Origin of the sequence: Winogradskyella psychrotolerans (genome assembly GCF_018860545.1) — a bacterium.
In the GTDB taxonomy this organism is placed as follows: domain Bacteria; phylum Bacteroidota; class Bacteroidia; order Flavobacteriales; family Flavobacteriaceae; genus Winogradskyella; species Winogradskyella psychrotolerans_A.
In genome coordinates this window covers 33731-60675 of record NZ_JAHKPN010000034.1, presented here as the reverse complement: position 1 = coordinate 60675, position 26945 = coordinate 33731, and the positions used below count along the sequence as shown (strand labels likewise).

Sequence of the window (26945 nt, the reverse complement as noted above, 5' to 3'; positions counted from 1 at the left end):
ATGACTTACAAACACACCAAAACATTAGATACCACAAAGGACTTTATTCTACCTTGTAGAAAAGACAATCTTGATACTATAAAAGACTTTTTACCTATCTCTCAACCCGATTTTGACGGTAGTTTCGCAACGTATCAACTACTTTATGGAAAAGACGGTAATAGAATATATCTCATTGGTTTAGGAGAAGAAAAACATAGCGCTCAGTTAGAAAACACATTCCAAAAATTAGCCTTCGAAACGCAGAAGCATTGGGATAAAACCATTCAAGTTTATGCTGAAGATTTAACTGAAGACGCCGTTAAAAAAGCCGTTATTGGGCTAGAAATGGCACAATATAACATTGGTGAATTCAAATCAAAAAAAGAGAAATCAAATAAAACCACAGTTTCCTTTGCGTCGACTAAAACGCTTAAAACCATTTTAGACGAAGGCCAATATACAGGAGAAACCATCAACAAAATAAAAGCCTTAGTTGATGCTCCGCCAAATATTAAAACACCTGAATTCTTAGGAAAATGGGCAGAAAAATCAGCAAAAAAAGCCGATTATAAATGTACCGTTTTAAAACACAAAGAGCTCAAAAAACAAGGCTTCGATGCCGTTTTATCTGTTGGAAAAGGTAGCATTAATAAACCTGTCGTTATAATTACAGAGCACACTCCAAAACCAAGTAAAAAAATTGACATTGCTTTAGTTGGCAAAGGGATTACTTTCGATTCTGGTGGATTATCCATTAAGCCTTCAACCAACCTACATTACATGAAAAGTGATATGGGAGGAGCGGCTGTCGTTCTAGGTGTGGTGGAATTGGCTGCTAAATTAAAGCTTGACATTAATATTGTGGGTGTAGTGTGTTCTGCTGAAAATGCTGTGGATGCAGAAAGTTACAGACCAGGAGATGTTATTAATTCCTATTCTGGCAAAACGATAGAGATTATCGATACCGATGCGGAAGGCCGATTAGTATTAGCAGACGGCTTGAGTTATGCTGTTAAAAACATAAAACCAGAATATCTTATTGATTTAGCCACCTTAACCGGAAGCGTTGTAAGAACTTTAGGTTATGAAGCAGCCGGCATGTTTACCCACAATCAAGACATGGCAAGTACGATGTCTGACATTGGTTATAAAGTCCACGAGCGGGTTTGGCAACTGCCTATGTTTGAAGAATACAAAAGTGACTTACACAGTGATATTGCTGACTTAAGAAATTTCAGTGGTAAACCGTTGACAGGAGCGACAAATGCTGCACAATTTTTAGAAGCGTTTACAGAAGAGCATAAAAATTGGATGCATTTAGATATTGCTGGTGTGTCTTTTGGAAGCTCTTCTTATGCCAAGATGAAAAGTGCTTCAGGTTATGGCATTCAATTAATTACTGAATTTATTAAGAAAAAGGCTTCAAAATAATTCTCAGTTTTGTAAATTGAAACGGTATAAATATGTTCGTCTATTCTAGTGAATTTTTCTCGTAAAAATGAGAAAAATTAGTATTGAGATTTTTTTTTAATCTAAAATCTGTTCTCGATACAATTCCGATAAAAATCGCAATCACTAGAACTGACGCCGTAATAACTAATAAACAGCCATGTCCAAACAACCGCTCAATTTCCTCTGCATTTCTACCTATTTTAAAGGTGAAGATTTTCTAAAAAGCGCAAAAGCCGAAGGTAATAACGTCTATTTACTTACTAAGAAAAAGTACGAAAACGAACCTTGGCCGTGGGACTCTATTGACGATACATTTTATATTGAAGAATGGAATCAAAATGATGTTGTTAAAGGTATTGCTTATAAATTTAGAACAATTAAATTCGATCGTTTTGTCGCCCTTGATGATTTTGATGTTGAAAAAGTAGCCCTAATGCGTGAGCATTTTAGAATGCCAGGCATGGGCAGAACAACCGCACATTATTTTAGAGACAAACTAGCCATGCGTGTTAAGGCTAAAGAAGAAGGCGTTAACGTTCCTGAATTCACCGATTTATTTAATAACGATTCCATTAACGACTATGCAGATCGCGTAAGTCCTCCATGGTTAATTAAACCACGAATGGAAGCCTCTGCAACAGGCATTAAAAAAATTCACTCTAAGGATGAATTATGGCAGATTGTTAATGACTTAGGTGATGAGCGCGACAATTATTTAGTAGAGAAATTTGCACCAGGAGATGTGTATCATGTTGATGGTTTAAATGTAGATGGAAAAGTTGCTTTTGCTAGAGTGAGTAAATATTTAGACACACCGTTTGAAGTGGCACATGGAGGTGGCATCTTTAGATCCGCAAGTTCTAAAATTGGTTCTAAAGAAGAAAAAGGCCTACAAAAAATGAATGCTCAAGTGATGAAAGCTTTCGGCATGCAGTTTGGAGCGTCTCATACCGAGTTTATACAATCTAAAGCCACAGGTGAATTATTCTTCCTAGAAACCTCGTCTCGTGTTGGTGGTGCTAATTTAGCCGAAATGGTAGAAGCTGCATCTGGAGTTAATCTTTGGGGAGAATGGGCTAAAATTGAAGCTGCAAATCTTAGAAAGACTGCTTATAAACTTCCAAAAATCAATAATAAATATGCAGGCATCGTAGTGTCTTTAAGTCGCTTTGAACATCCTGATACGTCTAGCTTCACCGACAAAGAAATTGTTTGGAGAATGAACAAAGCGTGGCATATTGGTTTAATTGTGGTTTCTGATTCTAGTGAACGTGTTTTAAAATTATTAGATCAATATACGGAACGTATTGGTAAAGAATTTCACGCAAGTTTACCTGCCCCTGATAAGTCTGAGTAATTTCGAAATCATTCTCTTATAATAACCTTTTACCTAAAATTGGAAAATAATATGCTGAAATTTTGGAAATTAAGTGATTCTAAAACCAATAAATTAATTTTAGTAAAAGATAACTGTATTTATAAAGGAAACCCAAACCCAGATGAATTAAATAAGCTAAATTCAAATTCGTCTGATCTCGCATTTTTAAATCAGCTCTTTAGTATCCCATATTCATATATCACGAGTATTCAGAATCAAGATGGAAAAAATGAAATTAAAATATATTTTGGGAATGGTTCAGAAGATGAACTCATTATAAAAGATAGAAGCACTAAAAAAGAAGTTTTTGATTTCCTAAAACAAGATATTCCCCATTTTAAATATAGTTCTGAATTGCCAAGTGTCTTGAAATATGCCAAACCTCAATTTTTCGCTTTATTATTTATGACAGCACTATTTATTTGGTCTTTATATTTAGCTATTCAAATTGAAAATGGTGTTGAATACGAAATTATAGGAGGTGGAAGAAGTATTACTAGTATAGTCCTAGCCATAGCAAATTTAGGTGTTTTAAAAAATATTATAGGCTATATCATATTGCTAGGAATAATATCAATATCACTATTTGGAAAATTAAAATCACGCAGTGAAACCGAGTTTTTAATTAGGCAGACATAAAAGATAACTATAGCATGAACACAGAAATGAATACCAAATTTCCATTAGCTAGTCGAAAAAGAAGAATCGCAGCGTATATGATCGATCATTTTGCGATGAGTTTTTTAATCCTTTCAATTGCATTTTTGGCGCTTGGATCAGATTTTTTAAATGAACCTGATTTTAAGACTATCACTGCAACGATGTTAATTGTTTTACTTCCTGGTTTCGTTGTTTATTTCGGAAAAGACGCTATAAAAGGCATCAGTATTGGTAAATGGATTATGGGAATCATGATTAGAGATGAAGCCAATCCTGAGCATGTACCGTCATTTGGCAAACTGTTATTCCGGAATTTGTTTCTTATCATTTGGCCTATTGAATTTATTGTTCTAGCAGCAAGTAACGAGAAAAAACGACTTGGAGATAAAGTCGCTAAGACCATTGTGGTTCAAAATCCTAACAAACCTAGCAAAACACCTCGAGTTATTGCTTTAATTGGTATTGGTATCGTTTTTATAATTTTTATGGTGCTGTTCACAGGGTCTGCAATGAAAAATTCAGACGCTTACAAAATAGCCGTTGAAAACATAGAACAAAATCAAAAGATTTTAGATGAAACAGGTGGCATAACAGGTTACGGCATGATGCCAACTGGCAGTATCAATATTAATAATGGCTATGGAGAAGCGCAATTAAAAATTAAAGTTCTAGGAAAAAATAATGATATAAGTGTTGGTGCTTACTTAACTAAGCAACCAAATGGTGAATGGGAAGTAATAAATCTTTCTAAAGAATAGTAACTTTACCGCTGATAATAATATTAATCATCAGCATTTCAATAAAAAAATAACTAACGGTTAGAACATAGCAACGCGAGATGTTATCCCTCAAAAAAACCAGTGCTACCTCCTACCCAAGTTTTGTCCTTGTTATACTTTACTCCAACCATTTCACCTTTACTTAAGCGCATCAAATTACTAACAATTTCGGTTTTGTTGGTTTTAGAATTATGAAGTAGCATCATTCTAATTTCACATTTCGCTGGCTCATCCATAGTTTCAATAACTGGTGCATAAGCCACTTTTTCTTGGAGTAAATAGTTAGCTTTGTTTGTAATCTTATCAATCATGTTTTTAGTGACATGAATCTCTACTCCTGCGCCTGCAAATGAATATAAAGGTTTAAGAACGTAATTCTCTAAATCCTCAGGAATGCTTTCTAGTTGATCTAAATAATAAGATTTAGGAACATAATCCCCTTTTAACAAAGGCATAGTGTATTTACTTATTCGGTAAAACCAGTTAGGATGCCCAATCCATTCCGCATCAATGTCATCTTGAAAGCTAAATTCTGTTTTCAAATCCGTACGTTGGTGTAATTCATCAAAGATAATACGGTTGTATATTTTTAAGACTTCAACTTCATCTCCATTATTATCTAAATAAAAGAGGGTTTTTCCTCTCTTTTTCAAATCTGTAATACAAAGCACTTTAATCCCAAGCTTAGCTGCAGTGGCATAAAAATCTATGGCGGTTGTTTGTTGTTCGGGTTCTATTTCTAAAAGAATAACCTGTTTTGGGTTAGTATCACCAACAATTTCTTGCTGTAACAGATTAATATAATCGTTGGTCGTCATACCATTAAGATGCTGTGAAAACTCACTTGGAATAGCATCACCAAAATGCTCACGGTATTTACCTCCAATAAGTTCTTGAAAAAAATACAACGACGGGAATCCCTGTAACTCAATTAGTTTAGGAGTCAACTCTCCCTTATCATCTTTACAAATACCGAAATCTAATTGGATAAATTTTGAATGTTCATCTTCATTTGGCACTATTGTATTAGCATCGAAAAATGCACCATCTGTTAACTCTTTAAAGTTTGGCTTATTAATAATAGCCATAATATCGTGACAAGCTTCAACCAATTTTTGTTTTAAATCCTTCGGAATAAAAACGGGTGTTTCTGCGATTTTAAATTTAACCTTAAAATTAAATAACATATCAATATCATTTATGAACGATTGATAGGTTTCTTCAGAAAACTTGGCATTATAAGCGTCGCGGATCTTCTTTATCATCTTCAATTAAGACATTACGGGTTGATTAACTTTACTAATGGCATTTCTAATAAACTTTGGTAAAATCGTATTGTAAGTTAACTCAATTTTTTCAGGGTCATCTATACGATCCATCATTTGGTTGTACTTCTCTACTCCAAAACTATCTATAACTTTCTTCTTATTTTCTGCTAAACCAAAATACGCTTCCATACTCACAGGTTCGGCTTCAGGGTGAAATTGTGTTCCTACAAACTCATCAGAAAAACGAACAGCCATAATAGCACGTTCTAATTCTACATGCGTTCTAATTTTTTCTAAACTCAAAATAGTAGATCCATGATTTTTAAATACCGTTAGGCGTGGCTGAACAAGTTGCCAATCGCGAGAATCTACCGCAAAAAACGGATCACTCAACCCTTCAAAAATAAGATCGCTATGCCCTTTTTTCGTTTTATGCATTCGTAAAATCCCAAAAGACGTACTACGCCTCGGTTTTAACTCTCCTAATTGAAAATAATGGCACATCACCTGAAACGAGTAACAGATAAAAAATACCGATTTCTTGTGATCAGTAGATGTTTTGTTAAAATCCCAAAGGTCTTGCATTAATTGCAGATACGGTTGTCGCCACTCTCCATCATCTAAAGGACTTCCTGGTCCTCCACTCGAGATATAAATATCGAATGATGTATCTGGCAATTCATTTTTTGCTCTGACATTGAATATTTGATACTCTAAGTCGTCATTAAAAGTACTCACAATCTCAGTGATACAACGCAAACCTTGATTGGGTTCATCGTTGTTCATATCTAAAATTGCTAGTTTTAATTTATCTTTTTTCATATTCATTTGCTGCCTTTCGACTTACTTTGTAATCTATTTTCGTAAGACATATATTTCTTACTCAATAATGCTCAAGATAAACTTCAGCGGTAATCTAATACCTAGGGTTTATTTTTATAATCCTGAAACAGTTTGATCTACAATATAATCAACAACCTTAGTAAGGTCTTTTGTTTGTTTAAATATTTCTAATTGACGGTCTGCTCCTGTTCCGTTCTTAAGCATTTGGTGGATGTAATCGATTTCTTTTCTCGAACCTAAATCATCTACCACATCGTCAATAAAATCTAGTAATTCTAACATCAAAAGTCTGGTTTCCACTTCAGACTCTTTACCAAAATCTATCATTTTACCATCAATTCCATAGCGACTTGCTCTCCATTTATTTTCGTTAATCAACGCGCGATGGTAATTCATAAAATTAAGATTATGTTTTCTTAAGTCATATAATTTAGCCACCAAGGCTTGAATGATTGCAGTAATACAAATGGTTTCATCAACAGTTAATGGCACATCACAAATCCTAACTTCCAAGGTTGGAAAAAATGGATGCACTCTAATATCCCACCAAATTTTCTTTGGATTATCTATACAATTGGTTTTCACTAAAAGATTTACATAATGCTCATAATGCGCATAATTTTCGAAAACTCCTGGAATCCCTGTTCTTGGAAATTTATCGAACACTTTAGATCTAAACGATTTAAAACCCGTATTTCGTCCTTCCCAAAATGGTGAATTGGTTGATAAAGCGTATAAGTGCGGCAAAAAGTAACGCATGGCGTTTACTAAATGTATAGCCATTTCTTTATCTGCCATCCCCACATGAACGTGCAATCCAAAAATTAAATTCGAGCGTGCTGTATCTTGCAGCTCGGTTATAATCTCATCATAACGTGGATTAGGAGTGAGGAGTTGGTGTTCCCATTTTGAAAATGGATGCGTACCAGCCGCTCCAATTTTAAACCCTAAATCACCTGCGATTCCAGATATAGATTTTCTAAGAAACGAAATTTGAGATCTTGCATCCGTAATGTCTTCACAAATATTGGTACCAACTTCTACAACAGCTTGGTGCATTTCTGCCTTCACTTGATCGTTAAGATATTTGGCAGCCTCAGTTACAATTTTCTGATCGTGAGAAATTAATTCGCGAGAAACAGGATCAATAATTTGATACTCTTCTTCAATACCTAATGTGAACTTCATATAGAACGAGGGTTAAATTAAACCTGATTATTAAAAATAATCAGGTTTATGTGAAATTCTATTTTTTGGCAGTTTTTGACTTCGTTGCCGCTTTTTTTGCTGGTGCTTTCTTTTTAGCGACTTTCGTTGCTGTGGCTTTTGGTGTCGCTACTTTTTCCTCAACTTTTTTTGCTGAAGATTTCTTAACTCCAACCTTCGCCGTAGCTTTAGCTGGTGCTTTCTTTACTCTAGCATTTGTTGCTGTCGACTTTTTACGTGCCGCAGCTTTTACCGGAGCTTTTTTTGCTACTGCTTTTTTTACAGGTGCCTTTTTAGCAGACGCTTTCTTTGCAGGCGCTGTCTTCTTTGTTGCTTTTGGTGCTTCAATTTGATCTTTTACAAAAGTTCCCCAAGTCAGATTCATTTGACCTTTCTTGTATTTTTTTGCTTTTTCAATGGCCAAATTAGCCGCGTTTTCTACAATCCAATCAAAATTTTCTTGTCCTACAGAATTAATATCAGCATCTGGAGCTGGATTACAAAAATCAATAGCATAAGGAATACCATCTCTCACTGCAAATTCAACGGTATTAAAATCATAACCTAAGGCAGTGTTTAATTTAATACAATAGGCTTCAACTAAGTCCAAAAGTTTTTGATCTACAGGAGGTCCATCAATGACATAACGCAAGTGATGTGGGTTTCTAGGTTCATATTGCATAATATGTATTTGATCCGTACCTAAAGCGTAACATCTAAAATAATGCGTAAAATTAATCTCCTCTTGCAACATCATCACTAAATTCTCTGTTTCTCCATGCTTTTCCCATAAATCTTCAGGACTTTCTACACGATAAACACTTTTCCAACCTCCACCATCATGTGGTTTCATATATGCAGGAAAACCAATAGTAGCAAACATTTTTTCCCAATCGAATGGAAATTTCATGTTTCTAAAAGAATTGGCATCAGTATCTGGTGGACGATGAGATGATGGTAAAATAAACGTTTTAGGCACTGGTACTCCAATAGATTCAGCAAGGGCATTATTAAAAAACTTTTCGTCTGCACTCCACCAAAATGGATTATTTATTACAGCCGTTCCGGTAATAGCTGCATTTTTTAAATACGCTCTATAAAACGGAACATCTTGAGAAATTCTGTCTATAATAACAGCATATTCATCAGATTTTGCCTGTTCTACAGTATCAATCGATACCGCTTCCGCAACCATATCTTTTATACCTTGTGCTTTAATTTTTTCGTTAACTCTGTCAATAAAAGCCCAAGGGAAGGTGTCTTCTTGACCAAATAAAATACCTATTTTTTTCATATTGAAAGTAAATTTGATGGTTTAATTAATTAGTTCGTTATTTAAATTTTTGATAAATAATGTGGAAACATTTTATTCCATAATGGCCAATCGTGCTCAGCCCACTTATGCTCATCGTACCAGAAAGGTATGTTTTTTTCTGTTAAAATACCAGCTAATCTTTTATTAGCATCTAAACAAATATCCCACTCACCTACTCCAAGAACAATTTTCATATTCCATAAATCTGGATGATTAGCTCCTGGAAGAAAATCGACCGGATTATTAAAAAATACATTATCGTCATAATGGCCATCAACGAAAGATTTGATATCGAAAGACCCACTCATACTAAACATATGGCTGACACGTTCTGGATGTCTAAACGCAAAATTCGCTGCTTGGTATCCTCCAAAACTTGGTCCAGCTACAGCTAGTTTACTTATGCCTCTATCATGACATATTTTATTCACCAATTCGTTCATTATAAACTCATCATACCACACGTGATTTTTAGCACGTTCTGCAGGATGAATATTCTTATTATACCAGCTTAATTCGTTGATGCTATCTGGACAATAAATTTGAACCAAACCTTGTTCAACAAACCATCTTGCTGATTCTACAAGTTTCATGTCTCGACATTCATTATGTTTCCCCATAGTTGTAGGAAATAGAATTAATGGATAACCAGCATGCCCAAAAACAAGCATCTCAATATCCTTGCTTAGTGTTGGCGAGTACCATTTAAAATGTTCTTCTTTCATGTGTATTTTCTATTGTTTTTTAAGCGTCACATGGAACATCTTTATCAATCTTATTTCTAATTGATTAGCCTTAAGAAGCAGATGTTTCAATTGTTTAGTTTTGAGTGCGTTAATTAAAAATTTAAGTCGGCAAAAATAAGCTATTTGTATCAAAATTTAATCCATTGCTACTGAAAACCAAACAGATAAACAAACACTTAGTATAAAGACGTTTTTAAATATCGTTATTTAAATTGTAAATCGGATAACTATAATAATTGTTTTTATATCTTTTTAATAATTCTACATTTACAGCTATTCAAAATTGCTAAATCTGCAAAAGTTAAAATGTTATAATTTTCGTAATAAAAGATCGAATACTTATTAACTAATTGAATTAAAACCTGTTCAAATAAAACCTTCTTTTACAGCAAATAAAACTTACAAAACCGTTAAATTTGTAGTACATCAAATATTTAGTACACATGAATTACAGAATAGAAAAAGACACCATGGGTGAGGTTAAAGTACCTGCCGACAAACTTTGGGGAGCACAAACAGAACGCTCTCGTAATAATTTTAAAATAGGTGCATCTGCATCAATGCCTTTAGAAATCGTTCATGGCTTTGCTTATCTTAAGAAAGCAGCAGCTTATACTAACTGTGAATTAGAGGTATTATCTAAAGAAAAACGCGATTTAATTGCAAAAGTTTGTGATGAAATATTAGAAGGAAAACACAATGATCAATTTCCTCTAGTGATATGGCAAACAGGTTCTGGTACGCAGAGTAACATGAATGTTAACGAAGTGGTAGCTAATAGGGCGCATCAAATTGCTGGACAAGTCATTGGGGAAGGAGAAAAAACGATTCAACCAAATGATGATGTTAATAAATCACAGTCCTCTAATGATACGTTTCCAACCGGAATGCACATTGCAGCTTATAAAAAAGTGGTAGAAACTACAATTCCAGGAGTTATTCAATTACGAAATACATTACATAAAAAATCTTTAGAATTTAAAACGGTTGTTAAGATTGGCCGTACGCATTTAATGGATGCGACTCCATTAACCTTAGGTCAGGAATTTTCTGGCTATGTATCTCAGTTAGATCATGGTTTAAAAGCGTTAGAACACACTTTACATCACTTAAGCGAACTCGCTTTAGGTGGTACTGCCGTAGGAACAGGATTAAATACACCAGAAGATTACGATGTCTTAGTAGCCAAGTACATTGCTGAATTTACAGGTTTACCGTTCATTACTGCAGAGAATAAATTTGAAGCTTTAGCCGCACATGATGCTATTGTTGAAACGCACGGAGCTTTAAAGCAATTAGCAGTATCTCTAAACAAAATAGCCAATGATATTAGAATGATGGCTTCTGGTCCTCGTTCTGGAATTGGAGAAATTATCATACCTGCAAATGAGCCTGGAAGTTCAATAATGCCAGGAAAAGTGAACCCAACACAATGTGAAGCATTAACTATGGTTTGCGCACAAGTTATGGGTAATGATGTTGCGATTTCAGTTGGAGGTACACAAGGTCATTACGAACTTAATGTTTTTAAACCAATGATGGCTGCAAACATTTTACAATCGGCTCAGTTAATCGGTGATGCTTGTGTAAGTTTCGAAGAACATTGCGTAAGTGGTATAGAACCAAACCACCAAGTCATTAAGGAGTTATTAAATAATTCATTAATGTTAGTCACAGCTTTAAACACTAAAATTGGGTACTACAAAGCGGCTGAAATTGCAAATACAGCGCATAAGAATGGCACGACCTTAAAAGAAGAAGCTGTCAATTTAGGTTATGTTTCTGCTGAAGATTACGACGAATGGGTAAAACCAGAAAATATGGTCGGCACGCTCAAATAACTCAAATAACGTCTAAACGACCAAAAAATCGACGAAATACACATTTCGTCGATTTTTTAGTATATTAGCATATCTAAACTAAAATAATTATGAAACAAAAACTACTCGTATTTTTAATTTTTGCTATCAGCTGCAATCTAAATTACGCTCAAGACTGGGTTTTAACTAATGTGGATCCGGACACTGGTGATGAACCTTATGAAATTGAAACCGGAGATATTAATGGTGATGGATATATAGACATTGTAATGGCTACCTACAACTACAACGGGGGTACTCCAAACCAAGATTATATTAAATGCTATTTAAATGATGGAAGCGGTAATTTCCCAACTGAAATCACCGTGTCATCAACGATTCAATGGGTAGATGGATTAACATTAGCCGACATTAATGAAGATGGTGCTATGGATATAATAGCCACTTCGGTGAACCAAAATAAGTTAGTCTATTATTTAAGTGCCACAACCATGGATGCTACCTATAGTTATACTGAAGTTTCTGTAGATAGTGCTATTAGTGGCCCAGGACAAGTAGTTGCTGGTGATATAAATAATGATGGGCATGTTGACCTCGTAGCTCCTTCTTATGATAACAATAGAACACAATGGTATTCTGGTGATGGTTCTGGTAATTTTACAGTAGAGGCTGATGTAGAAAATGGTTCTACAAATTATCCTTACTACGTAGACGTTGCAGACTTTGATGCCGATGGTGATTTAGATGTATTAGTCGGTTTTTTTGCCGGTAACATAGAAATTTATTATAATCAATATGATGGCACAGATCCTGATCCTAGCTCTACAGTTTCTTGGATAAAAGATACGCAGTCTGTAGATACAGGAAATAATTACTTATTTGCTGTAAAATTTGCAGATGTGAATAACGATGGAAATATGGATGCCGTAAAATTAGATTATTATGGTGATGTGGAATGGTTTGATAAAGTAGTAAACGGAACATCTACAGGAACAATTATTTCTAATTCTAGTATTATAAATAATCCTTCTGCCATGATTATAGCTGATATGGACGAAGATGGATTAAATGATGTTATCGTAACGGATTATGGCAATGCTGATGATGCTATTATATGGTTTAAAGGAGCAGCAAATGCTTCACCAAGCACAACAAATCAATTAATAATTGATAATGGTAATCAAATGCTAGATATCGCTGTAGCAGATTTAGATGGTGATTCAGATATCGATATTGCTGCTGTTGGTAATCAAACAGATACTGTCGATTGGATAGAGAATAAACTTAATGCATTAAGTATTAGTGATTCTGAATTAACAACCCTAAGTATGTATCCAAACCCTGCCACAGATCAATTGCATATCAATGGTTATAATTCTGAGAGTATAGAAGTTGTGGTTTATGATACGATTGGAAAAATGGTATTAGAAAGTACATTATTACATGGAGAGTCATTAAATGTTTCAACATTAGCTAGTGGTTTATACACCATTAAATTGAATAATAAAATAACCTCTAAATTTATAAAAGAATAAAAAAATACGCTTTATAATATCTAAAACGCTTGTATATTTATACTAGCGTTTTTTTTTGTTTGAAAAAATTACAATATTTACAAAAATAGCAATTCATATGTCTCTACTAATTACTAATATTAAACAACTCATTCAAGTCCATGAACATAATACTACCATCTTAAAAGGTAGTGATATGAAAAATTTACCGGTCATAGAAAACGCGTACCTCTATATCGAAAACGACACTATTATTGAATATGGTAACATGACTGATTGTGAGGGGTTTGATGCTGAAACGACTATTGATGCCACCGGAAAATTAGTTTTACCGTCTTGGTGCGATTCACACACGCATATTGTGTATGCAGGTGATAGAACGTCGGAATTTGTAGATAGAATAAATGGCTTATCCTATGCGGATATCGCTCATAAAGGTGGTGGTATCTTAAATTCGGCTAAAAAGCTTCAAGACACCTCTGAAGACGAATTATACGAACAGTCCTTAAAACGATTAAATGAGCTTATAGCTATGGGAACTGGAGCTGTAGAAATAAAAACAGGTTACGGCTTAACGGTAGATGCAGAGTTAAAAATGCTTAAAGTTATAAAGCGTTTAAAGCAGGCGAGTTTAGCGAAAATCATACCTACATTATTAGCGGCTCATGCAATCCCTGAAGCCTACAAATCAAATAAACAAGACTATATTAATTACATCACAGAAGAATTAATACCTAAGGCTGCTGAATTAAATATCGCAAATTATGTTGATGTGTTTTGTGAAGAAGGCTATTTTGACATTAAAGATACTGATGCCATATTAGAAGCTGGAAAAACATACAATTTACAACCTAAAATTCACGTGAATCAGTTTAATATTTTAGGAGGAATTGCGCTGGGTGTAAAACACAATGCATTATCTGTAGATCATTTGGAAGAAATCAACGATGAAGATATTGAAGCTTTAAAAGGAAGCGATACTATCGCGGTAGCTTTACCGGGTTGCTCCTATTTTTTAAGTATTCCGTATACACAAGCTCGAAAAATTATTGATGCAGGCTTACCATTAGCAATCGCCACAGATTACAACCCAGGTTCTTCGCCAAGTGGAAATATGAATTTTATCGTAAGTGCCGCTTGTGTAAAGTTAAAATTAACACCAGAAGAAGCTATAAATGCTGCGACTGTAAATGGTGCTTATGCCATGGGAATTAGTAATATGTACGGCAGTATTACACGAGGAAAAAAGGCGAATCTTATTATAACGAAAGCCATGAATCATTATAGTGAAATACCCTATGCATTTGCTCACAACCCTATTGAACAAGTGATTGTTAACGGTCAATTATTATAACAAAAAAAATCCAGAAGCGAGCTTCTGGATTTTTTTATGGATTAATACAATATTTCTTTTTTACTTCAATTCAAATTCAGAAGAAGACACTAATGCTTTATCACTAAAAACATTGACTTTATAACGTCCTTTTTCAAATTTTGAATCTTTCAATTCATTAATATATTCGCAGATATTTAAGTTTCTATTTTCGTAATTAAATCTACTGATGAGACTATAGTTTAATACCTCTTGGTTTTCAAATTCAATTTGATCGTTAGCCCCCAAAACGTTATTCTTAGGATCAATAACTTGAACGTATAATTCTTTATCACCAGCTTCAGCTAACATATTTTTAGCAACAGTAAAGCAAACTTTAATTTTATCACTTCGAGTGGCGCGTTCCGTTGGGATTTGTTTACCGCTGTTTCTTTCTATAACTCCCATGCCTACTAAACCAACAGTTTGTAACGCTGCTGCGTCTTTAACAACAGTAGCAAGTTCTGTGTTTTGAACTAATAAAGAATCGGTGAACATCGTACGTTCCGCTAATTGCACTTGTGTACTATCTAAAGATGAAGCCAAGTACTGGTTCTCGCCTTTTAAACGATCATTTTCAGTTAATAAAACGTCCATTTCTTCTTGTAACGCCATATACTTCTTCTTATAGTTCCACAAACTACCAACACTATTTTGAGATATCTTCAATGAATCCATTAAACCTTGAATACGCTCTCTTGCCGTAATTAAATCTTGATTTTTAATCTCACTTTCAGCAATGGCTTCATCGTAATCTTTTGCCATGTTATTCAAATCATTCATCACTTGATTCTTTTCACTGACTAATAATTTTTCATTCTCCTGCTTTTCGCTATAAAGTTTAGAGGTGTAGAAAGCAGTTACTAAGAATAATACTAATAAGATGCCTAATCCTACTTTTAATCCTGTGCTCGATTTTTGTGAACCTTCCATAAGTTATTGGGTTTTAAGTATTGTTTTAATTATTACTAATTCGAGGCCAAAATAATTAAATAAAAATGTACTTTTAGTTTATATTAAATTTATTTATTCAAATGAAGCATCTTAACGTATTTACAGAAAAAGATAAACAACTACTTTTAAAGAAACGAAAAGGTGAAACAAAATTTGGAGAACATATTCAGTTAATCCCTAACCTCATTAAGATATACGATGATATTGTTAATTTAGACGTTGAGTATGTGGTTTTTGGAGTGAAAGAAGATATCGGAGTTACAGCAAACTTCGGTAAACCAGGCACTTATAATGCATGGGATGCTGCCTTAAAAGTTTTGTTAAATATTCAGAGTAACGCATTGACCTCGGCAAAACGGGTTTTGATACTAGGCCATTTAGATTATACGGAACAACGAAAGGCTATTGTGGACTTCGATCTATCCAAAAAGAAACAAATCTCCAAGGTTAGACATCTTGTAGAGGATATAGACAAAGATGTTACCTATGTAGTATCGTCTATTATAAAAGCAGGTAAAATTCCAATTATTATTGGTGGAGGCCACAACAATGCTTATGGCAATATTAAAGGCTGTGCTTTAGCAAACAATGGCAAAGTAAATGTGGTAAATTTTGATGCTCATTCTGATTTTAGAGCAGAAGAAGGCAGACATAGTGGCAATGGATTTAGTTACGCTTTTGCTGAAGGGTTTTTGAAAAACTATTTTATTTTTGGGTTACATGAAAATTATACTTCTGAGACGTTATTTAAAAAGATGAAGAAGGTAAAAACTATAAAACACAATACTTACGAGGCTATTGAAGTTAGAAATGAACTCGACTTTTCATCTGAAATAAAATATGCATTAGATTATGTTTCTAGTAGAAAATTTGGAATCGAAATTGATTGTGATGCCATCAGAAACATACCAAGCAGTGCTATGACACCAAGTGGATTTAGTGTAAAACAAGCACGGCAATTTGTAAATCGTTTTGGTAAACATCATAATGCGGCCTACTTACATATATGTGAAGCTGCACCAACTGAAAAGTCTGAAACTAAAATAGGGAAACTGATTACCTATTTAATTACAGATTTTATACGTGCCCATAAATCTTGATATTCATAAATCAACTTTTAGAAACATATTACACAGTGTTTCATAACAAAACGAATTCATAATATCACCTATCGTGAGCCGCCTTTAAACATAAATTTTAACGTTTAACTTTGACATTTAATAATACTTATTGTTAATTAGCGTATTGTTAATTAAATTAGTTGAGCACATTATTGTACTATTACAAAAAAACCCTAATCAAATTAATGAAAAGGGTTTTAAATATTTCAAGCACATGCAGGATCGCATTTTATTTGAACATAAAATCTATGACCCTAACCTCATAGTTAATCCTGCATTTGTACTTGATTTTCTACTATATCTTTAATAGGAACTATAAGTTTTCCTTTTGAATTTTTTAGTATCACTGAAATACTTTGTACAGCTTCTACTGTATAGGTTTCATCATTAAAAACAATCTTTTGTCCTACTTCATAAATCTTACGCGCATAGAATGTATTCAATAATTTACCTACTACTTCCCTTGCTCCTAACCCAAACGCGATAGCGAATGCCAGTAAAAAAGCAGCAATAATCATATTAATATTGTTAGTAATGATCTCTGTATCTATGCCTGCTTGATTTAAAGCTGTAACAGAAATAAATGTTAACAATAGAAAAAATACAACTTGACTGATCGCTTTTCCACCAGACATATCCATAGATTCAAAGAGCGATTTTAAACCCTTCTTTACAAAATTTGCAAAAAGCAAACCAAAAACGAAGACTAATACAGCCGAAATTAATTTGGGGGCATAAGATATTAAATCACTGATTTGATTTGATATAATCTCTAAGCCTAATGTCTCAGAGGCAATCATTATTAAAAGAACATATAAAATGTATTTAATAAAGGTTGAAATAATTTTAATCGAATCTATTTTAAGTTTTTTACCTTCTATTATTTCTATGTCGTTCAACTTCGCATCTAACCTATAAATTTTAGCTAAATTTAAAAGCTTTATAATTATTTTCACGATCACTTTGATGAGATATAACGCTACAATTATACCGATAAAACCAAAAATAATTTTTAATAAAATTGGCCAGGATGACGACAATATATCAGTTATAAATTCTTTAGAATCTTCCATTTATAATAAGGTTTATTTTAGGGTTTTATAAATATTGGTTTATTTTTTTCTTTTACTACTTACACTTTCAATTATATAACTTAGATTATACGAAAACAGCTCAGCTAACTCCATAAATAACTTAGCCATAGCAATATCATGCATAACTCTGCTCTTCAGTTCCGCTGGAACTTCCTTTAAAGGCTGGTCTATTTGTTTAAATGGATTTTCCATCTTTCGTATAATTAGTGTACTTCTGTACAAGTTTTTCTTTTGCTCTTTTTAATCGCATTTTAACTGCGCTTTCTCCAATATCTAAAGCGTCAGCTAATTCTTTAATTGATAAATTATCTTGATATTTTAATAATAAAATCATTTTTTCATCAGGTGAAATCAACTCCATCACTTTCTTTAACTGCTCAACTCTCATGCTTTCAAACTCAACAGTAGAATCAATATCTTCTCCTATATTCTCAATGTCAAAATTTTCAGAACTTACAGATTTTTTCTCAAGTTTCTTCGCTGTATTTCTAGTGACATAATTTACACAATGATTATAAGTAAATGCATATAACCATGTAGAAAATTTTGATTTCCCCTTAAAACTAGCCAATTTAACAAATACTCTTAAAAAAACATCTTGAGTTAAATCTTTAGCTTCATCCACACCATTAGCAAATCCATAACATTTGTTATAGACCATACTCGCATATCTGTCGTACAGCACCTCAAACAACATAGTGTCGTTGGTTTTTACGATAGCTTCTACAAGCGCTTCATCGGTTAGGTTATGAATAGCGTCTTTAGTCAAGGTGATTTTTTAATCTATTATTAATTGGTTATTGGTCTTAAGACACTCCTTTTTTTAAGAGGTCACATTATTATTAAATAAAATTCCTACTTTTTTAAATGATCTTCAATGTCACCTAAATGATGTTGTAAGGCTTTAGCTGAAATTTGGATTTCCCATATTAAAAATAATAGTGATAAAATGAGGAGCAATAGTCCTAAACCAAAAGACCAAACTGCAACAATATGGTAATTTATGTAAATTAAAAACATAGTTAAAACACAAAACAACAAGCTACTAATACCTGCAATTTGCATATATCGCGTTAATTTTACTCTTAATTTTAAATTTTTAATCTGTCTAAGAATAGAAGCGTCTTGATGTTTTAGGTACTTTTCGCTAAGATCTCGAATTATAGCAGCATAAGCTAAAAACCGGTTAGTGTAAGCAAGCATTATTAACGAAATAGCTGAGAATAAAAGTGCTGGTGTTGTGAGCGTTAATTCTTCCATAAATCAATTTTTACAAAATTACAGAATAAAAACACTACAAATTAAAAAAGCGAACTTTATTAAGTTCGCTTGTAAACAATATTTGATTGTATTTAATGAAGTTGTTCAATTATATCGTTTTATGAAGATACGAGCTTCTACTGCCCTAATTTCAGAAGTTTGGCTTTGGCATGCTCATTACCATCTATCTCAACAGCTTTTTTATAATATTCAATGGCTAATACTTTCTCTTTTTGAGATATATAATAATCACCTAAAGCCACTTGACTTTTTGAATCATTGGGATAGAAATCGAGATTCATTTCTAAGTATGCCAACGCCTTTTTAGGGAGATTATGACCTCTAAGCATATAGAAACCAACATCATTTAGTAATTGCCATTCTGGTTTTACATCTCGTTTCATTCGTGTACTCAATTTTTTATAATGCGAATAATAAGGTTCTATCAATTGCTTAATCGAATAGCTTTTGGGTGTATTAAATCTCCACATTTCAGGAAATGGGAACCAAGAAAATACAGATCGTAATCCATTGTATTGAGCTGGTATAACTACACTACCATGATCTTCGTTCTTAAAATATTCCCAAGAAAAATTAAGTTTATTTCTATGCTTAACTAATATATCATGAAATTTTAAATTAGCTCTAATCTGTTCTGTAGGCTCAGTTTTATCCCTTCTTACTTTTACCGTATCCATAGCTTTACCAAGACTATTAGCGACTGCGATATATAATGATTTCTCTGTTAAGTTTTTCGTATCTATTTTTTCTTCAGCTTCTTTTACTAGATATTCTTTATCCCACCAAAGGCTTGGGTCTATTGCTAAATAGTTATCAAAAACTTTCTCATGATTCAAAAAAGTGTAGAGTACAAATAAGCCTCCTGTTGAATGACCTATAATTGTGCTGTTATTCTCTGTTGGATATTTGTTAGCTATAAAAGGTTTCAATTCTTTTTCTACAAAATTTAAGAAATTACGAGCACCTCCAGAATTTTTTGATTCTTGTCCACGTTGAAATGGGACATTAGTTGGTGTAAAATCTCTTGTTCTATCAGTATTGGTAATGCCTACAATAATTGAGTTGGGAATCGTCCAAGGTATTAATTGCTTGAGCATCGCAGTTACTGAATAGAAATTTTTAGAGGCATCTAATACATAAATTACTGGATATCTTTTTGTGTTATCTGTACCTTCTGGAACTTGTACCCACACTTCTCTTTGCTCATTTAATATTTCGGAATACAAACTATCAACTTTACCTATTATAATTTGTTTATCAGTATTTGGACTTAACTGAGCATTAACTTTAAAGTATGCACATAAAATAATTAATGCTATAAAAAATCTATTAATTCTCATTAGTTTGATATTTGCTAGTTTATATTGTTTAATCATTTTTTTGCTTAAAGGTGTTGTAACCTCTCTTTTCTTCGATTCTATTAGAATAACTGCGTTCAAATGATTCTTACGCAAAAAATCGATTATCACATTGATTAAGCATCTTCTTCTGACTTTAGACTCCATTTGTAGATGAGGATACCTAATCTGCCTATGATAAAAGCAAACAAGCCAAACGTTACAGTAAGTAAAGAGACTTTTACACCTGCTGAAAATAAATCTGGTCTTGTCTCGCCTAGAGCCTCTAACATATCAAATAACCCAATAATTCCTAATAATGAACCTAGACAACCTATAACTAGTGATAATAAACTTGAATCCACTGCTAAGCCAATCATTTTTTTAGATATCTCTTGGTCATGCTTACTTATAAATGCTCTTGCTATAAAAAACAAAGACATTAGAAAACAAATTAGAATTATGTACATTACAGGTCCTCCGTCTGTAAATATTCTTCCGATAAAAAGGTGTTTAGGTGCAAATGATAAAGCCATGATTTTGTTTTAAAATTAAATTCACTCAAATTTACATCAAGAATTCATTGATCAAAATACAATGCGACAAACTACCGTTTTAGGATTGGATTTAACGGAATTGTCAAATCCAGTATTAAATTGGTCATTTATCTACAAAACCTTAATCAGAAAAAAAAATAATCTAATATTGTAATATAGAAAGACCTTTTTAATAAAAACCACAGATTATCAAACAATTAAACCAATCAGTTTTACATATATTATTTTGGTGCACAGTACTATTATTTTTCGCATACCTTATTGGTGTAGACAATACAATTAACAGTAATATATTTTACTTTTCATTATTTTTAATGCCTGTAACCATTGGCACAACTTATATTTCCATATATAATCTTATCCCTAATTATTTGATAGTTAAACGGTATTGGTTATTTAGTCTTTATTGTATTTATACGTTGATCATTTCTATATTTGCTATAGCATTTTCTATATTTTTGGGCTTATTTTTCCTATCAAGCCTCGACATTGATATCAATACGATAAGTCGAAGTGCCATATTTATAATGATATGTGTCTACTTAGTCGTCATTATAGTCAGTGCATTTAAGTTGTTAAAATTTAATCTTCAACAATCTAAAACCAATATTAAACTCGAAACCAAAATCCTTGAAACACAACTAAAATTAAAAGAGCAAGAACTGAGGTATTTAAAAATGCAGATTCATCCGCACTTTTTATTCAACACCTTAAATACCATGTATGGGTTTGCTTTGAAGAAAGCAGAGGAAACACCCGAAATGATTCTAAAACTATCTAATCTCTTAGATTATTTGCTATACCAAGTTGATAAGCCTCTCGTGCCTTTAACAGATGAGATGAACCATATTAAAGATTATATAAGTTTAGAACAAATGCGTTTTAATGATACTCTAGAAGTTAATTTTAGTGATAAAAGTTGCTCTGAAAATATAGAAATTGCCCCAATGTTATATTTGCCATTCGTAGAGAATAGCTTTAAGCATGGCCAGATTATAGATGGTAAACTTACTATTGACATGACATTTAAATGCAAAAACAATACTATTTATTTTAATATTAAAAATTCGCATTCTAAAACAGGTACAATTCAATCTGGTATTGGGTTAGACAACATAAAGAAGCGACTAGAACTACTCTATAAAAATCAGTTTAACTTAAACATTATAGAGAATGACGATTTTTTCGAAGTAGAACTCAAACTATCATTAATCAATGTCTAAAACCATATCTTGTATTATAGTCGACGATGAAGCTATAGCTAGAGAAATCATAGCCTCTCATTTGTCAAAAATTGAAAACATCCAAATTATAGCGCAATGTAAAAATGCCATTGAAGCCTTCAATTTTATTAGTAATCATAATGTAGATTTGATCTTTTTAGATATTAATATGCCTGAAATTTCAGGTATGGCCTTCGCTAAATCCATAAACAAAGCCATAAAAATTATTTTCACCACAGCCTATAGAGATTATGCGGTTGAGGGTTTTGATCTGCAAGCTGTAGATTATCTTTTAAAGCCCATAGCTTTCGAGCGCTTACTGAAAGCTGTTAACCGGTATTTTGAAGTGACATCAACTAAAAATAAAAGTATCTCTGAACCTTCTAAATCCAACGATTTCATTTTCGTACGTTCTGACCGTAGAATGCTTAAAATAGAATTCGACGCTATTCTTTATATTGAAAGTTATAGCGATTATATTAAAATTCACCTTTTAGATCAAACAATTGTGACACGAGAAACCATCACATCGATTGAAGCTAAACTACCAACATCTCGTTTTATAAGAATCCACAGATCGTATATAATTGCTCTAGAACACATACAGTCATTTACAAATGAACACATTACAGTTAATCGGAAAGCACTTTCCATTAGTCGAAGTTATAAGAAAGAAGTTTTGAAACGTCTAGAAAATTATTAACTTTAGATAATTAATATCCCAAATCTAACGTTATAATAGTAACTGCTATTTTTTTATACCTACTAAATGAACGATTACTTACACAGAACTATTCCTAATTTAAAACCATTTAATTATGAGCGTCATCACGATACTCATTTTATAAATAAACCATGGGTATTGGTGAATGGTATCTCTAAAAAAAAATCGATTTACACCTTTAAAGCCGATAATGTTCTTGAAATCTCAAGGAAGGATAATGTCATTAAAACGACTTGGAATATTAATATCCTGAACACCTTTTCCATTGAAACTGAAGATGGAAAAATAACGGTAAAAGCGTTTTTTAAAGATGATGATATCTTGGTGCTTAATAATGAAAACAAGGAAGAATTCGCGATGTACATCAACGTGTCCAACTATGACGATGACATTAATTCGGTTGAAGATATTCAAGACTTCTTAAAAGAGAAATATAAAAAGAAAGTCAGTACCATTATCTATGATCACAAATTCTACTACATTGAAAAATCCAAGGAATTTGGTCCCTTTAAAGTTGAAGTTTTAGCTGAAAAAGTAAAAACTGGTGATATAAGTGCCTATTGCTTTGTGAGAGATGTTAATGAGCACGATTATAGTAATCGTATGCGGATTGAGGATTTGCTACACGAATTATAATCCTTATTTTTTATATAAATCATATTTGGCAAGTTCAATTTCTACAATGGCTTCCCAATGTTCTTGAGTTTCTTTTTTATCACCATATTTGGTTTCATTGTCATATCTATTTTGACGTTCATTCAATTCGTTAAAAACCTTATCAAATATGGCCTTAGCTCGCACAAGATTCTCACTAGTTACCTTAGCATCTATTAACTCTTTTCTTAATTTCCGAGTATAAATTTCGGTAATATCAAAGTGAATTTGCTCATGTCTCAAAACATAGTCATTTCGTCCATTAGAAACCACCCAACTCTCATGGGTACTAAATACGCTTTGAACAAAAATTTGACCTTCCTTAAATAAATTAATACCAGATTCGTAACCAAAACTAGAACACGTTAATGCTAAAGTGTTGGGATTATTAATGACATCTGGCTCACCTTTAAAATCATCCCAAGTTAATTTTCTATTTGCACTCCATTCGATTTCAGTTTCATAAATCTTCGGATTCGCAACCTTATAAATGGTTCCGCGTAAACGATGACATGTGCTCCAATTATCAGGAGTTTTATATTGCGTTATTTTTATAAGATTGGCACCAGCTGCTCTTGCCATGTTCTTAAGGTTAAGAATATTCTCATAATAGGTGCAATTCACTGCTAAACCTCCGTCTTTAGCTTGTACAACCCCAAAATGGTCTCCAGTAATTGCTTGACCATCGTGTATATCTAAAACAACCACTAATTCATCCTCAGAAAGTGGAGGATAATTTTTATCTATTTTACTCTTTAACTTAGGTGAACAAGTAATAAAAATCACAAATAAAAAATAGAAGAATTTCTTTTTCATTACAACGTAATTAAAATAAAAAAGCGAACTCTATAAGTTCGCTTTTCAAATAAGTTTATGTTAAGCTTGCAATCCAGGGATCGCAACCATTTCATCAACTTCCTTATCATAATCAACACCGTCAACATTAAAACCAAAGAGGTTAAAGAAATCCGTTTTATACCCCTCTAAATCACCAATTTCCGGTAAGGTTTCAGTAGTCGCTTCTTTCCAAAGTTCTAATACTTTAGCTTGAATATCCTCACGCATTTCCCAATCGTCCACTCTTATTCTTCCAGCATCATCTAATTGTAAATCAGCATCATATAAACGTTCGTTAAATAAACGTGCTATTTGCTCTATACAACCTTCATGAATACCTTCTTCCTTCATTACTTTATACAACAATGAAATGTATAATGGAATGACCGGAATTGCAGAACTCGCCTGCGTTACTAAAGCTTTGTTTACAGAGACATAACCTTTTCCGTTAATGTCTTTTAAAGAATCCGTAATTTTAAAAGCAGTCGCTTCTAAATCATCCTTAGCCTTACCAATGGTTCCTTTTCTATAAACCGCTTCGGTTAATGAAGGGCCAATATAAGAGTAAGCCACTGTCTTAAAATCTTCAGATAAAACATCAGCCGATTTTAATAAATCAATCCACATTTGCCAATCTTCACCTCCCATTACAGCAATGGTATTGTCAATATCATCACCAGAACAAGGTGCTATGGATATTTCTTTGACAACTCCGGTATGAAAATCAACCGTATTATTCGTAAATGTTTCTCCAATAGGTTTTAAAACAGATTTAAAACGCTCTCCGGTATCAGGATGTGTTCGTACTGGTGAGGCCAAACTATAAATCAACATATCAATCTTCCCTAAGTCGTCTTGAATCAATTTTAAAGTTTGTGCTTTAATTTCATTCGAAAAGGCATCTCCATTAATACTCTTTGCATATAAGCCGTCTTTATGCGCTTGGGTTTCAAAAGCAGCACTGTTATACCAACCTGGTGACGCTGGACGTCCTTCTGTTGGTGGCTTTTCAAAAAACACACCAATGGTTGAAGCGTTAGAGCCATAAGCACTAGTAATTCTAGATGCTAAGCCAAAGCCTGTTGAAGCTCCAATAACTAAGACCTTTTTAGGACCGTTGGTTGTTGGGTTTGATTTTATATAATCTATCTGATTTAATACGTTTTTTTCACAGCCTGTTGGATGCGATGTTAAACATATAAATCCTCTAGTTTTTGGTTCTATAATCATAGTTTTGTTATCTATACGTGTAAAGCTCTATCGTCTGTTGCAGCTAAAGCGGCTTCTTTTACAGCTTCTGCAAATGTAGGGTGGGCATGAGACATACGCGAAATATCTTCAGCCGATGCTCTAAATTCCATAGCGGTTACAGCTTCAGCAATTAAATCGGCACAACGTGCACCAATCATATGAACTCCTAAAACCTCATCTGTGGTTTTATCGGCTAAGATTTTTACAAAGCCATCAATATCTCCACTAGCTCTTGCACGACCTAAAGCTCTAAATGGAAACTGTCCCACTTTATACTCCACATTATCGGCTTTTAATTGGTCTTCTGTTTTACCAACAGCAGCCACTTCTGGCCATGTATAAACCACACCTGGAATTAAGTTATAATCGATATGTGGCTTTTGTCCTGCCATCGTCTCGGCTACAAAAACACCTTCTTCTTCAGCTTTGTGTGCCAACATCGCTCCTTTAATAACATCACCAATCGCATAAATGTTAGATGCCGACGTTTGTAAGTGTTCGTTAACTTCAACCTGTCCTCTATCATTCATTGCAACTCCTGCTGCATCAAGATTTAAGCCAGCAGTATAAGGTTTACGACCAACAGAGACTAAACAGTAATCTCCTTTAAATTCTACAACCTCTCCTTTTTTGTTTTCAGCTTTTACGATTACCTCATCTCCATTACGCTCTACAGACTGCACTTTATGAGACAACATCATTTTGCATTTAGCTTTCTTAAAGACTTTATTTAATTCTTTAGACAAACCAGCATCCATCGTTGGTATAATTCGGTCCATATACTCGATGACCGTCACCTCAGCACCTAAACGACGATACACTTGTCCAAGCTCTAAACCAATAACACCTCCACCAATGATGATCATGTGTTTTGGAATTTCTTTTAGTTTTAAAGCCTCTGTAGAGGTTATAATACGTTCTTTATCTAAAGTAATAAAAGGTAATGTTGAAGGTTTAGAGCCTGTGGCGATAATGATCTTTTTTGCTTCAATCTCTTGCGCATCCTTCCCTTCTATCTTAATATGTGTCGCATCTATAAAAGACCCTAAGCCTTCAAAAACATCGATGTTATTTTTCTTCATTAAGAAATCAATACCTCCAGTAGTTTGGTCAACAACAGCTTGCTTACGACCAATCATCTTTTCGAGATTCACTTTGATTTCTCCAGGAATTTCAATACCGTGTTCTTCAAAATGTTTTGTAGCTTCTTCGTAATGATGTGAAGAACTTAATAAGGCTTTACTTGGAATACAACCCACGTTTAAGCACGTTCCACCAAGTGTTGCATATTTTTCAATAATGGCTGTTTTCATGCCTAATTGTGCGCAACGAATGGCTGCTACATAACCTCCAGGTCCAGAACCAATTATGGCTACATCGTATGATTTCATAAAAATATTTTTTGTCTATTTTGTTTAACACCAACAAAAATACGAATGTTTTATGGGAAGACAAACAGACTAGAGTATTGAATTTAATACTTTACGCTTTCAAAATTATAAACGCCTCTTAATTTTTGATTTAAATAAAAATTTAATCTTTATATCTTAATTACAGTTGTATATCTCACTCCATTA

The 26945-nt window shown here is 33.2% G+C and carries 24 protein-coding genes and 1 pseudogene; 11 read left to right on the top strand and 14 right to left on the bottom strand.

The features are described from left to right. The 4 genes from KO515_RS11715 (at nt 1) to KO515_RS11700 (ending at nt 4230) form a co-directional block, all read left to right on the top strand. On the top strand, nt 1-1413 hold the full coding sequence (locus KO515_RS11715; protein WP_215936531.1) for a leucyl aminopeptidase family protein: 1413 nt from the start codon (nt 1-3) through the stop codon (nt 1411-1413). Nucleotides 1414-1591: 178 nt separating this feature from the next. Next, entirely contained in the window at nt 1592-2791 is a 1200-nt protein-coding gene (locus KO515_RS11710) for an ATP-grasp domain-containing protein (RefSeq protein ID WP_215936530.1), read from the top strand. 51 nt (nt 2792-2842) lie between these two features. Continuing rightward, complete coding sequence (locus KO515_RS11705) at nt 2843-3451, top strand: hypothetical protein (protein WP_215936529.1); 609 nt, start codon at nt 2843-2845, stop codon at nt 3449-3451. Nucleotides 3452-3465: 14 nt separating this feature from the next. Beyond that, nucleotides 3466-4230: an RDD family protein gene (locus tag KO515_RS11700; protein WP_215936528.1), complete on the top strand. Its 765-nt coding sequence runs from the start codon at nt 3466-3468 to the stop codon at nt 4228-4230. An 83-nt stretch (nt 4231-4313) separates the two neighbouring features. On the opposite strand, the gene KO515_RS11695 is transcribed toward KO515_RS11700, so the two are convergent. From KO515_RS11695 to KO515_RS11675, 5 genes and pseudogenes are all read right to left on the bottom strand, one after another. Continuing rightward, nucleotides 4314-5516, bottom strand: a complete 1203-nt coding sequence (locus KO515_RS11695) for a hypothetical protein (protein WP_215936527.1) — start codon at nt 5514-5516, stop codon at nt 4314-4316. A gap of 6 nt (nt 5517-5522) precedes the next feature. After that, nucleotides 5523-6341, bottom strand: a complete 819-nt coding sequence (locus tag KO515_RS11690) for a type 1 glutamine amidotransferase (RefSeq protein ID WP_215936526.1) — start codon at nt 6339-6341, stop codon at nt 5523-5525. A gap of 114 nt (nt 6342-6455) precedes the next feature. Then, nucleotides 6456-7550, bottom strand: a complete 1095-nt coding sequence (locus KO515_RS11685) for a carboxylate-amine ligase (RefSeq protein WP_215936525.1) — start codon at nt 7548-7550, stop codon at nt 6456-6458. Between the two features lie 361 nt (nt 7551-7911). Further along, a pseudogene (locus KO515_RS11680) lies at nt 7912-8862 on the bottom strand (ATP-grasp domain-containing protein); the annotation flags it as partial. A 41-nt stretch (nt 8863-8903) separates the two neighbouring features. Then, the gene (locus tag KO515_RS11675; RefSeq protein WP_215936524.1) at nt 8904-9608 is read right to left on the bottom strand and encodes an alpha/beta fold hydrolase; all 705 of its coding nucleotides are present in this window, start codon (nt 9606-9608) and stop codon (nt 8904-8906) included. A 464-nt stretch (nt 9609-10072) separates the two neighbouring features. Between KO515_RS11675 and fumC the strand changes: the two genes are divergently transcribed. The 3 genes from fumC (at nt 10073) to hutI (ending at nt 14317) form a co-directional block, all read left to right on the top strand. Then, nucleotides 10073-11470: a class II fumarate hydratase gene (fumC, locus tag KO515_RS11670; protein ID WP_215936523.1), complete on the top strand. Its 1398-nt coding sequence runs from the start codon at nt 10073-10075 to the stop codon at nt 11468-11470. Between the two features lie 89 nt (nt 11471-11559). Continuing rightward, complete coding sequence (locus tag KO515_RS11665) at nt 11560-12984, top strand: T9SS type A sorting domain-containing protein (RefSeq protein WP_215936522.1); 1425 nt, start codon at nt 11560-11562, stop codon at nt 12982-12984. Nucleotides 12985-13081: 97 nt separating this feature from the next. Next, the gene (hutI, locus tag KO515_RS11660) at nt 13082-14317 is read left to right on the top strand and encodes an imidazolonepropionase (protein WP_215936521.1); all 1236 of its coding nucleotides are present in this window, start codon (nt 13082-13084) and stop codon (nt 14315-14317) included. A 60-nt stretch (nt 14318-14377) separates the two neighbouring features. On the opposite strand, the gene KO515_RS11655 is transcribed toward hutI, so the two are convergent. Further along, nucleotides 14378-15268 carry a chromosome partitioning protein ParA gene (locus KO515_RS11655; RefSeq protein WP_215936520.1) on the bottom strand — a complete coding sequence of 297 codons (891 nt, stop codon included), beginning with the start codon at nt 15266-15268 and terminating at the stop codon, nt 14378-14380. A 101-nt stretch (nt 15269-15369) separates the two neighbouring features. On the opposite strand from KO515_RS11655, the gene KO515_RS11650 reads away from it, so the two are divergent. After that, the gene (locus tag KO515_RS11650) at nt 15370-16389 is read left to right on the top strand and encodes a formimidoylglutamase (RefSeq protein WP_215936519.1); all 1020 of its coding nucleotides are present in this window, start codon (nt 15370-15372) and stop codon (nt 16387-16389) included. Between the two features lie 287 nt (nt 16390-16676). Here the strand turns inward: KO515_RS11650 and KO515_RS11645 are convergent, their stop codons facing one another. The 5 genes from KO515_RS11645 to KO515_RS11625 all read right to left on the bottom strand — a co-directional run bounded on the left by KO515_RS11645 (nt 16677) and on the right by KO515_RS11625 (nt 20658). Beyond that, nucleotides 16677-17483, bottom strand: a complete 807-nt coding sequence (locus KO515_RS11645; RefSeq protein WP_215936518.1) for a mechanosensitive ion channel family protein — start codon at nt 17481-17483, stop codon at nt 16677-16679. 196 nt (nt 17484-17679) lie between these two features. Further along, a complete protein-coding gene (locus KO515_RS11640; RefSeq protein ID WP_215936517.1) occupies nt 17680-18273 on the bottom strand; it encodes an RNA polymerase sigma factor in 594 nt (197 codons plus the stop codon). Between the two features lie 86 nt (nt 18274-18359). Beyond that, complete coding sequence (locus KO515_RS11635; protein ID WP_178985182.1) at nt 18360-18764, bottom strand: DUF2721 domain-containing protein; 405 nt, start codon at nt 18762-18764, stop codon at nt 18360-18362. 137 nt (nt 18765-18901) lie between these two features. Next, on the bottom strand, nt 18902-20125 hold the full coding sequence (locus KO515_RS11630; protein ID WP_215936516.1) for an alpha/beta hydrolase-fold protein: 1224 nt from the start codon (nt 20123-20125) through the stop codon (nt 18902-18904). A 134-nt stretch (nt 20126-20259) separates the two neighbouring features. Next, the gene (locus tag KO515_RS11625) at nt 20260-20658 is read right to left on the bottom strand and encodes a MotA/TolQ/ExbB proton channel family protein (RefSeq protein WP_215936515.1); all 399 of its coding nucleotides are present in this window, start codon (nt 20656-20658) and stop codon (nt 20260-20262) included. Between the two features lie 548 nt (nt 20659-21206). Here KO515_RS11625 and KO515_RS11620 point away from each other — a divergent pair. The 3 genes from KO515_RS11620 to KO515_RS11610 all read left to right on the top strand — a co-directional run bounded on the left by KO515_RS11620 (nt 21207) and on the right by KO515_RS11610 (nt 23262). Then, complete coding sequence (locus KO515_RS11620; RefSeq protein ID WP_252723853.1) at nt 21207-21902, top strand: sensor histidine kinase; 696 nt, start codon at nt 21207-21209, stop codon at nt 21900-21902. Beyond that, the gene (locus KO515_RS11615) at nt 21895-22605 is read left to right on the top strand and encodes a LytR/AlgR family response regulator transcription factor (protein WP_215936514.1); all 711 of its coding nucleotides are present in this window, start codon (nt 21895-21897) and stop codon (nt 22603-22605) included. The genes KO515_RS11620 and KO515_RS11615 overlap by 8 nt, the downstream gene beginning before the upstream one ends. Before the next feature lie 66 nt (nt 22606-22671). Next, nucleotides 22672-23262, top strand: a complete 591-nt coding sequence (locus tag KO515_RS11610; RefSeq protein WP_215936513.1) for a hypothetical protein — start codon at nt 22672-22674, stop codon at nt 23260-23262. Between the two features lie 3 nt (nt 23263-23265). Here the strand turns inward: KO515_RS11610 and KO515_RS11605 are convergent, their stop codons facing one another. The 3 genes from KO515_RS11605 to lpdA are packed head-to-tail and all read right to left on the bottom strand — an operon-like array spanning nt 23266 to nt 26759. Next, entirely contained in the window at nt 23266-24096 is an 831-nt protein-coding gene (locus tag KO515_RS11605; protein ID WP_215936512.1) for a DUF922 domain-containing protein, read from the bottom strand. A 60-nt stretch (nt 24097-24156) separates the two neighbouring features. After that, nucleotides 24157-25347, bottom strand: coding sequence for an enoyl-ACP reductase FabV (gene fabV, locus KO515_RS11600; protein ID WP_215936511.1), 1191 nt, complete (start codon nt 25345-25347; stop codon nt 24157-24159). Nucleotides 25348-25358: 11 nt separating this feature from the next. After that, on the bottom strand, nt 25359-26759 hold the full coding sequence (gene lpdA, locus KO515_RS11595) for a dihydrolipoyl dehydrogenase (RefSeq protein ID WP_215936510.1): 1401 nt from the start codon (nt 26757-26759) through the stop codon (nt 25359-25361). Nucleotides 26760-26945 lie beyond the last annotated feature (186 nt).

Bases quoted from the DNA above. Each gene is read 5' to 3' on its own strand.
- KO515_RS11675 (WP_215936524.1), bottom strand. From the start codon at position 9,608: ATGAAAGAAGAACATTTTAAATGGTACTCGCCAACACTAAGCAAGGAT.
- KO515_RS11665 (WP_215936522.1), top strand. From the start codon at position 11,560: ATGAAACAAAAACTACTCGTATTTTTAATTTTTGCTATCAGCTGCAAT.
- KO515_RS11620 (WP_252723853.1), top strand. From the start codon at position 21,207: ATGATATGTGTCTACTTAGTCGTCATTATAGTCAGTGCATTTAAGTTG.
- KO515_RS11685 (WP_215936525.1), bottom strand. From the start codon at position 7,550: ATGAAGTTCACATTAGGTATTGAAGAAGAGTATCAAATTATTGATCCT.
- fumC (WP_215936523.1), top strand. From the start codon at position 10,073: ATGAATTACAGAATAGAAAAAGACACCATGGGTGAGGTTAAAGTACCT.
- KO515_RS11615 (WP_215936514.1), top strand. From the start codon at position 21,895: ATGTCTAAAACCATATCTTGTATTATAGTCGACGATGAAGCTATAGCT.
- fabV (WP_215936511.1), bottom strand. From the start codon at position 25,347: ATGATTATAGAACCAAAAACTAGAGGATTTATATGTTTAACATCGCAT.
- KO515_RS11650 (WP_215936519.1), top strand. From the start codon at position 15,370: ATGAAGCATCTTAACGTATTTACAGAAAAAGATAAACAACTACTTTTA.
- KO515_RS11605 (WP_215936512.1), bottom strand. From the start codon at position 24,096: ATGAAAAAGAAATTCTTCTATTTTTTATTTGTGATTTTTATTACTTGT.
- KO515_RS11625 (WP_215936515.1), bottom strand. From the start codon at position 20,658: ATGGCTTTATCATTTGCACCTAAACACCTTTTTATCGGAAGAATATTT.
- lpdA (WP_215936510.1), bottom strand. From the start codon at position 26,759: ATGAAATCATACGATGTAGCCATAATTGGTTCTGGACCTGGAGGTTAT.
- KO515_RS11715 (WP_215936531.1), top strand. From the start codon at position 1: ATGACTTACAAACACACCAAAACATTAGATACCACAAAGGACTTTATT.
- KO515_RS11710 (WP_215936530.1), top strand. From the start codon at position 1,592: ATGTCCAAACAACCGCTCAATTTCCTCTGCATTTCTACCTATTTTAAA.
- KO515_RS11695 (WP_215936527.1), bottom strand. From the start codon at position 5,516: ATGATAAAGAAGATCCGCGACGCTTATAATGCCAAGTTTTCTGAAGAA.
- hutI (WP_215936521.1), top strand. From the start codon at position 13,082: ATGTCTCTACTAATTACTAATATTAAACAACTCATTCAAGTCCATGAA.
- KO515_RS11635 (WP_178985182.1), bottom strand. From the start codon at position 18,764: ATGGAAGAATTAACGCTCACAACACCAGCACTTTTATTCTCAGCTATT.
- KO515_RS11610 (WP_215936513.1), top strand. From the start codon at position 22,672: ATGAACGATTACTTACACAGAACTATTCCTAATTTAAAACCATTTAAT.
- KO515_RS11705 (WP_215936529.1), top strand. From the start codon at position 2,843: ATGCTGAAATTTTGGAAATTAAGTGATTCTAAAACCAATAAATTAATT.
- KO515_RS11655 (WP_215936520.1), bottom strand. From the start codon at position 15,268: ATGGAAGGTTCACAAAAATCGAGCACAGGATTAAAAGTAGGATTAGGC.
- KO515_RS11645 (WP_215936518.1), bottom strand. From the start codon at position 17,483: ATGGAAGATTCTAAAGAATTTATAACTGATATATTGTCGTCATCCTGG.
- KO515_RS11690 (WP_215936526.1), bottom strand. From the start codon at position 6,341: ATGAAAAAAGATAAATTAAAACTAGCAATTTTAGATATGAACAACGAT.
- KO515_RS11630 (WP_215936516.1), bottom strand. From the start codon at position 20,125: ATGAGAATTAATAGATTTTTTATAGCATTAATTATTTTATGTGCATAC.
- KO515_RS11700 (WP_215936528.1), top strand. From the start codon at position 3,466: ATGAACACAGAAATGAATACCAAATTTCCATTAGCTAGTCGAAAAAGA.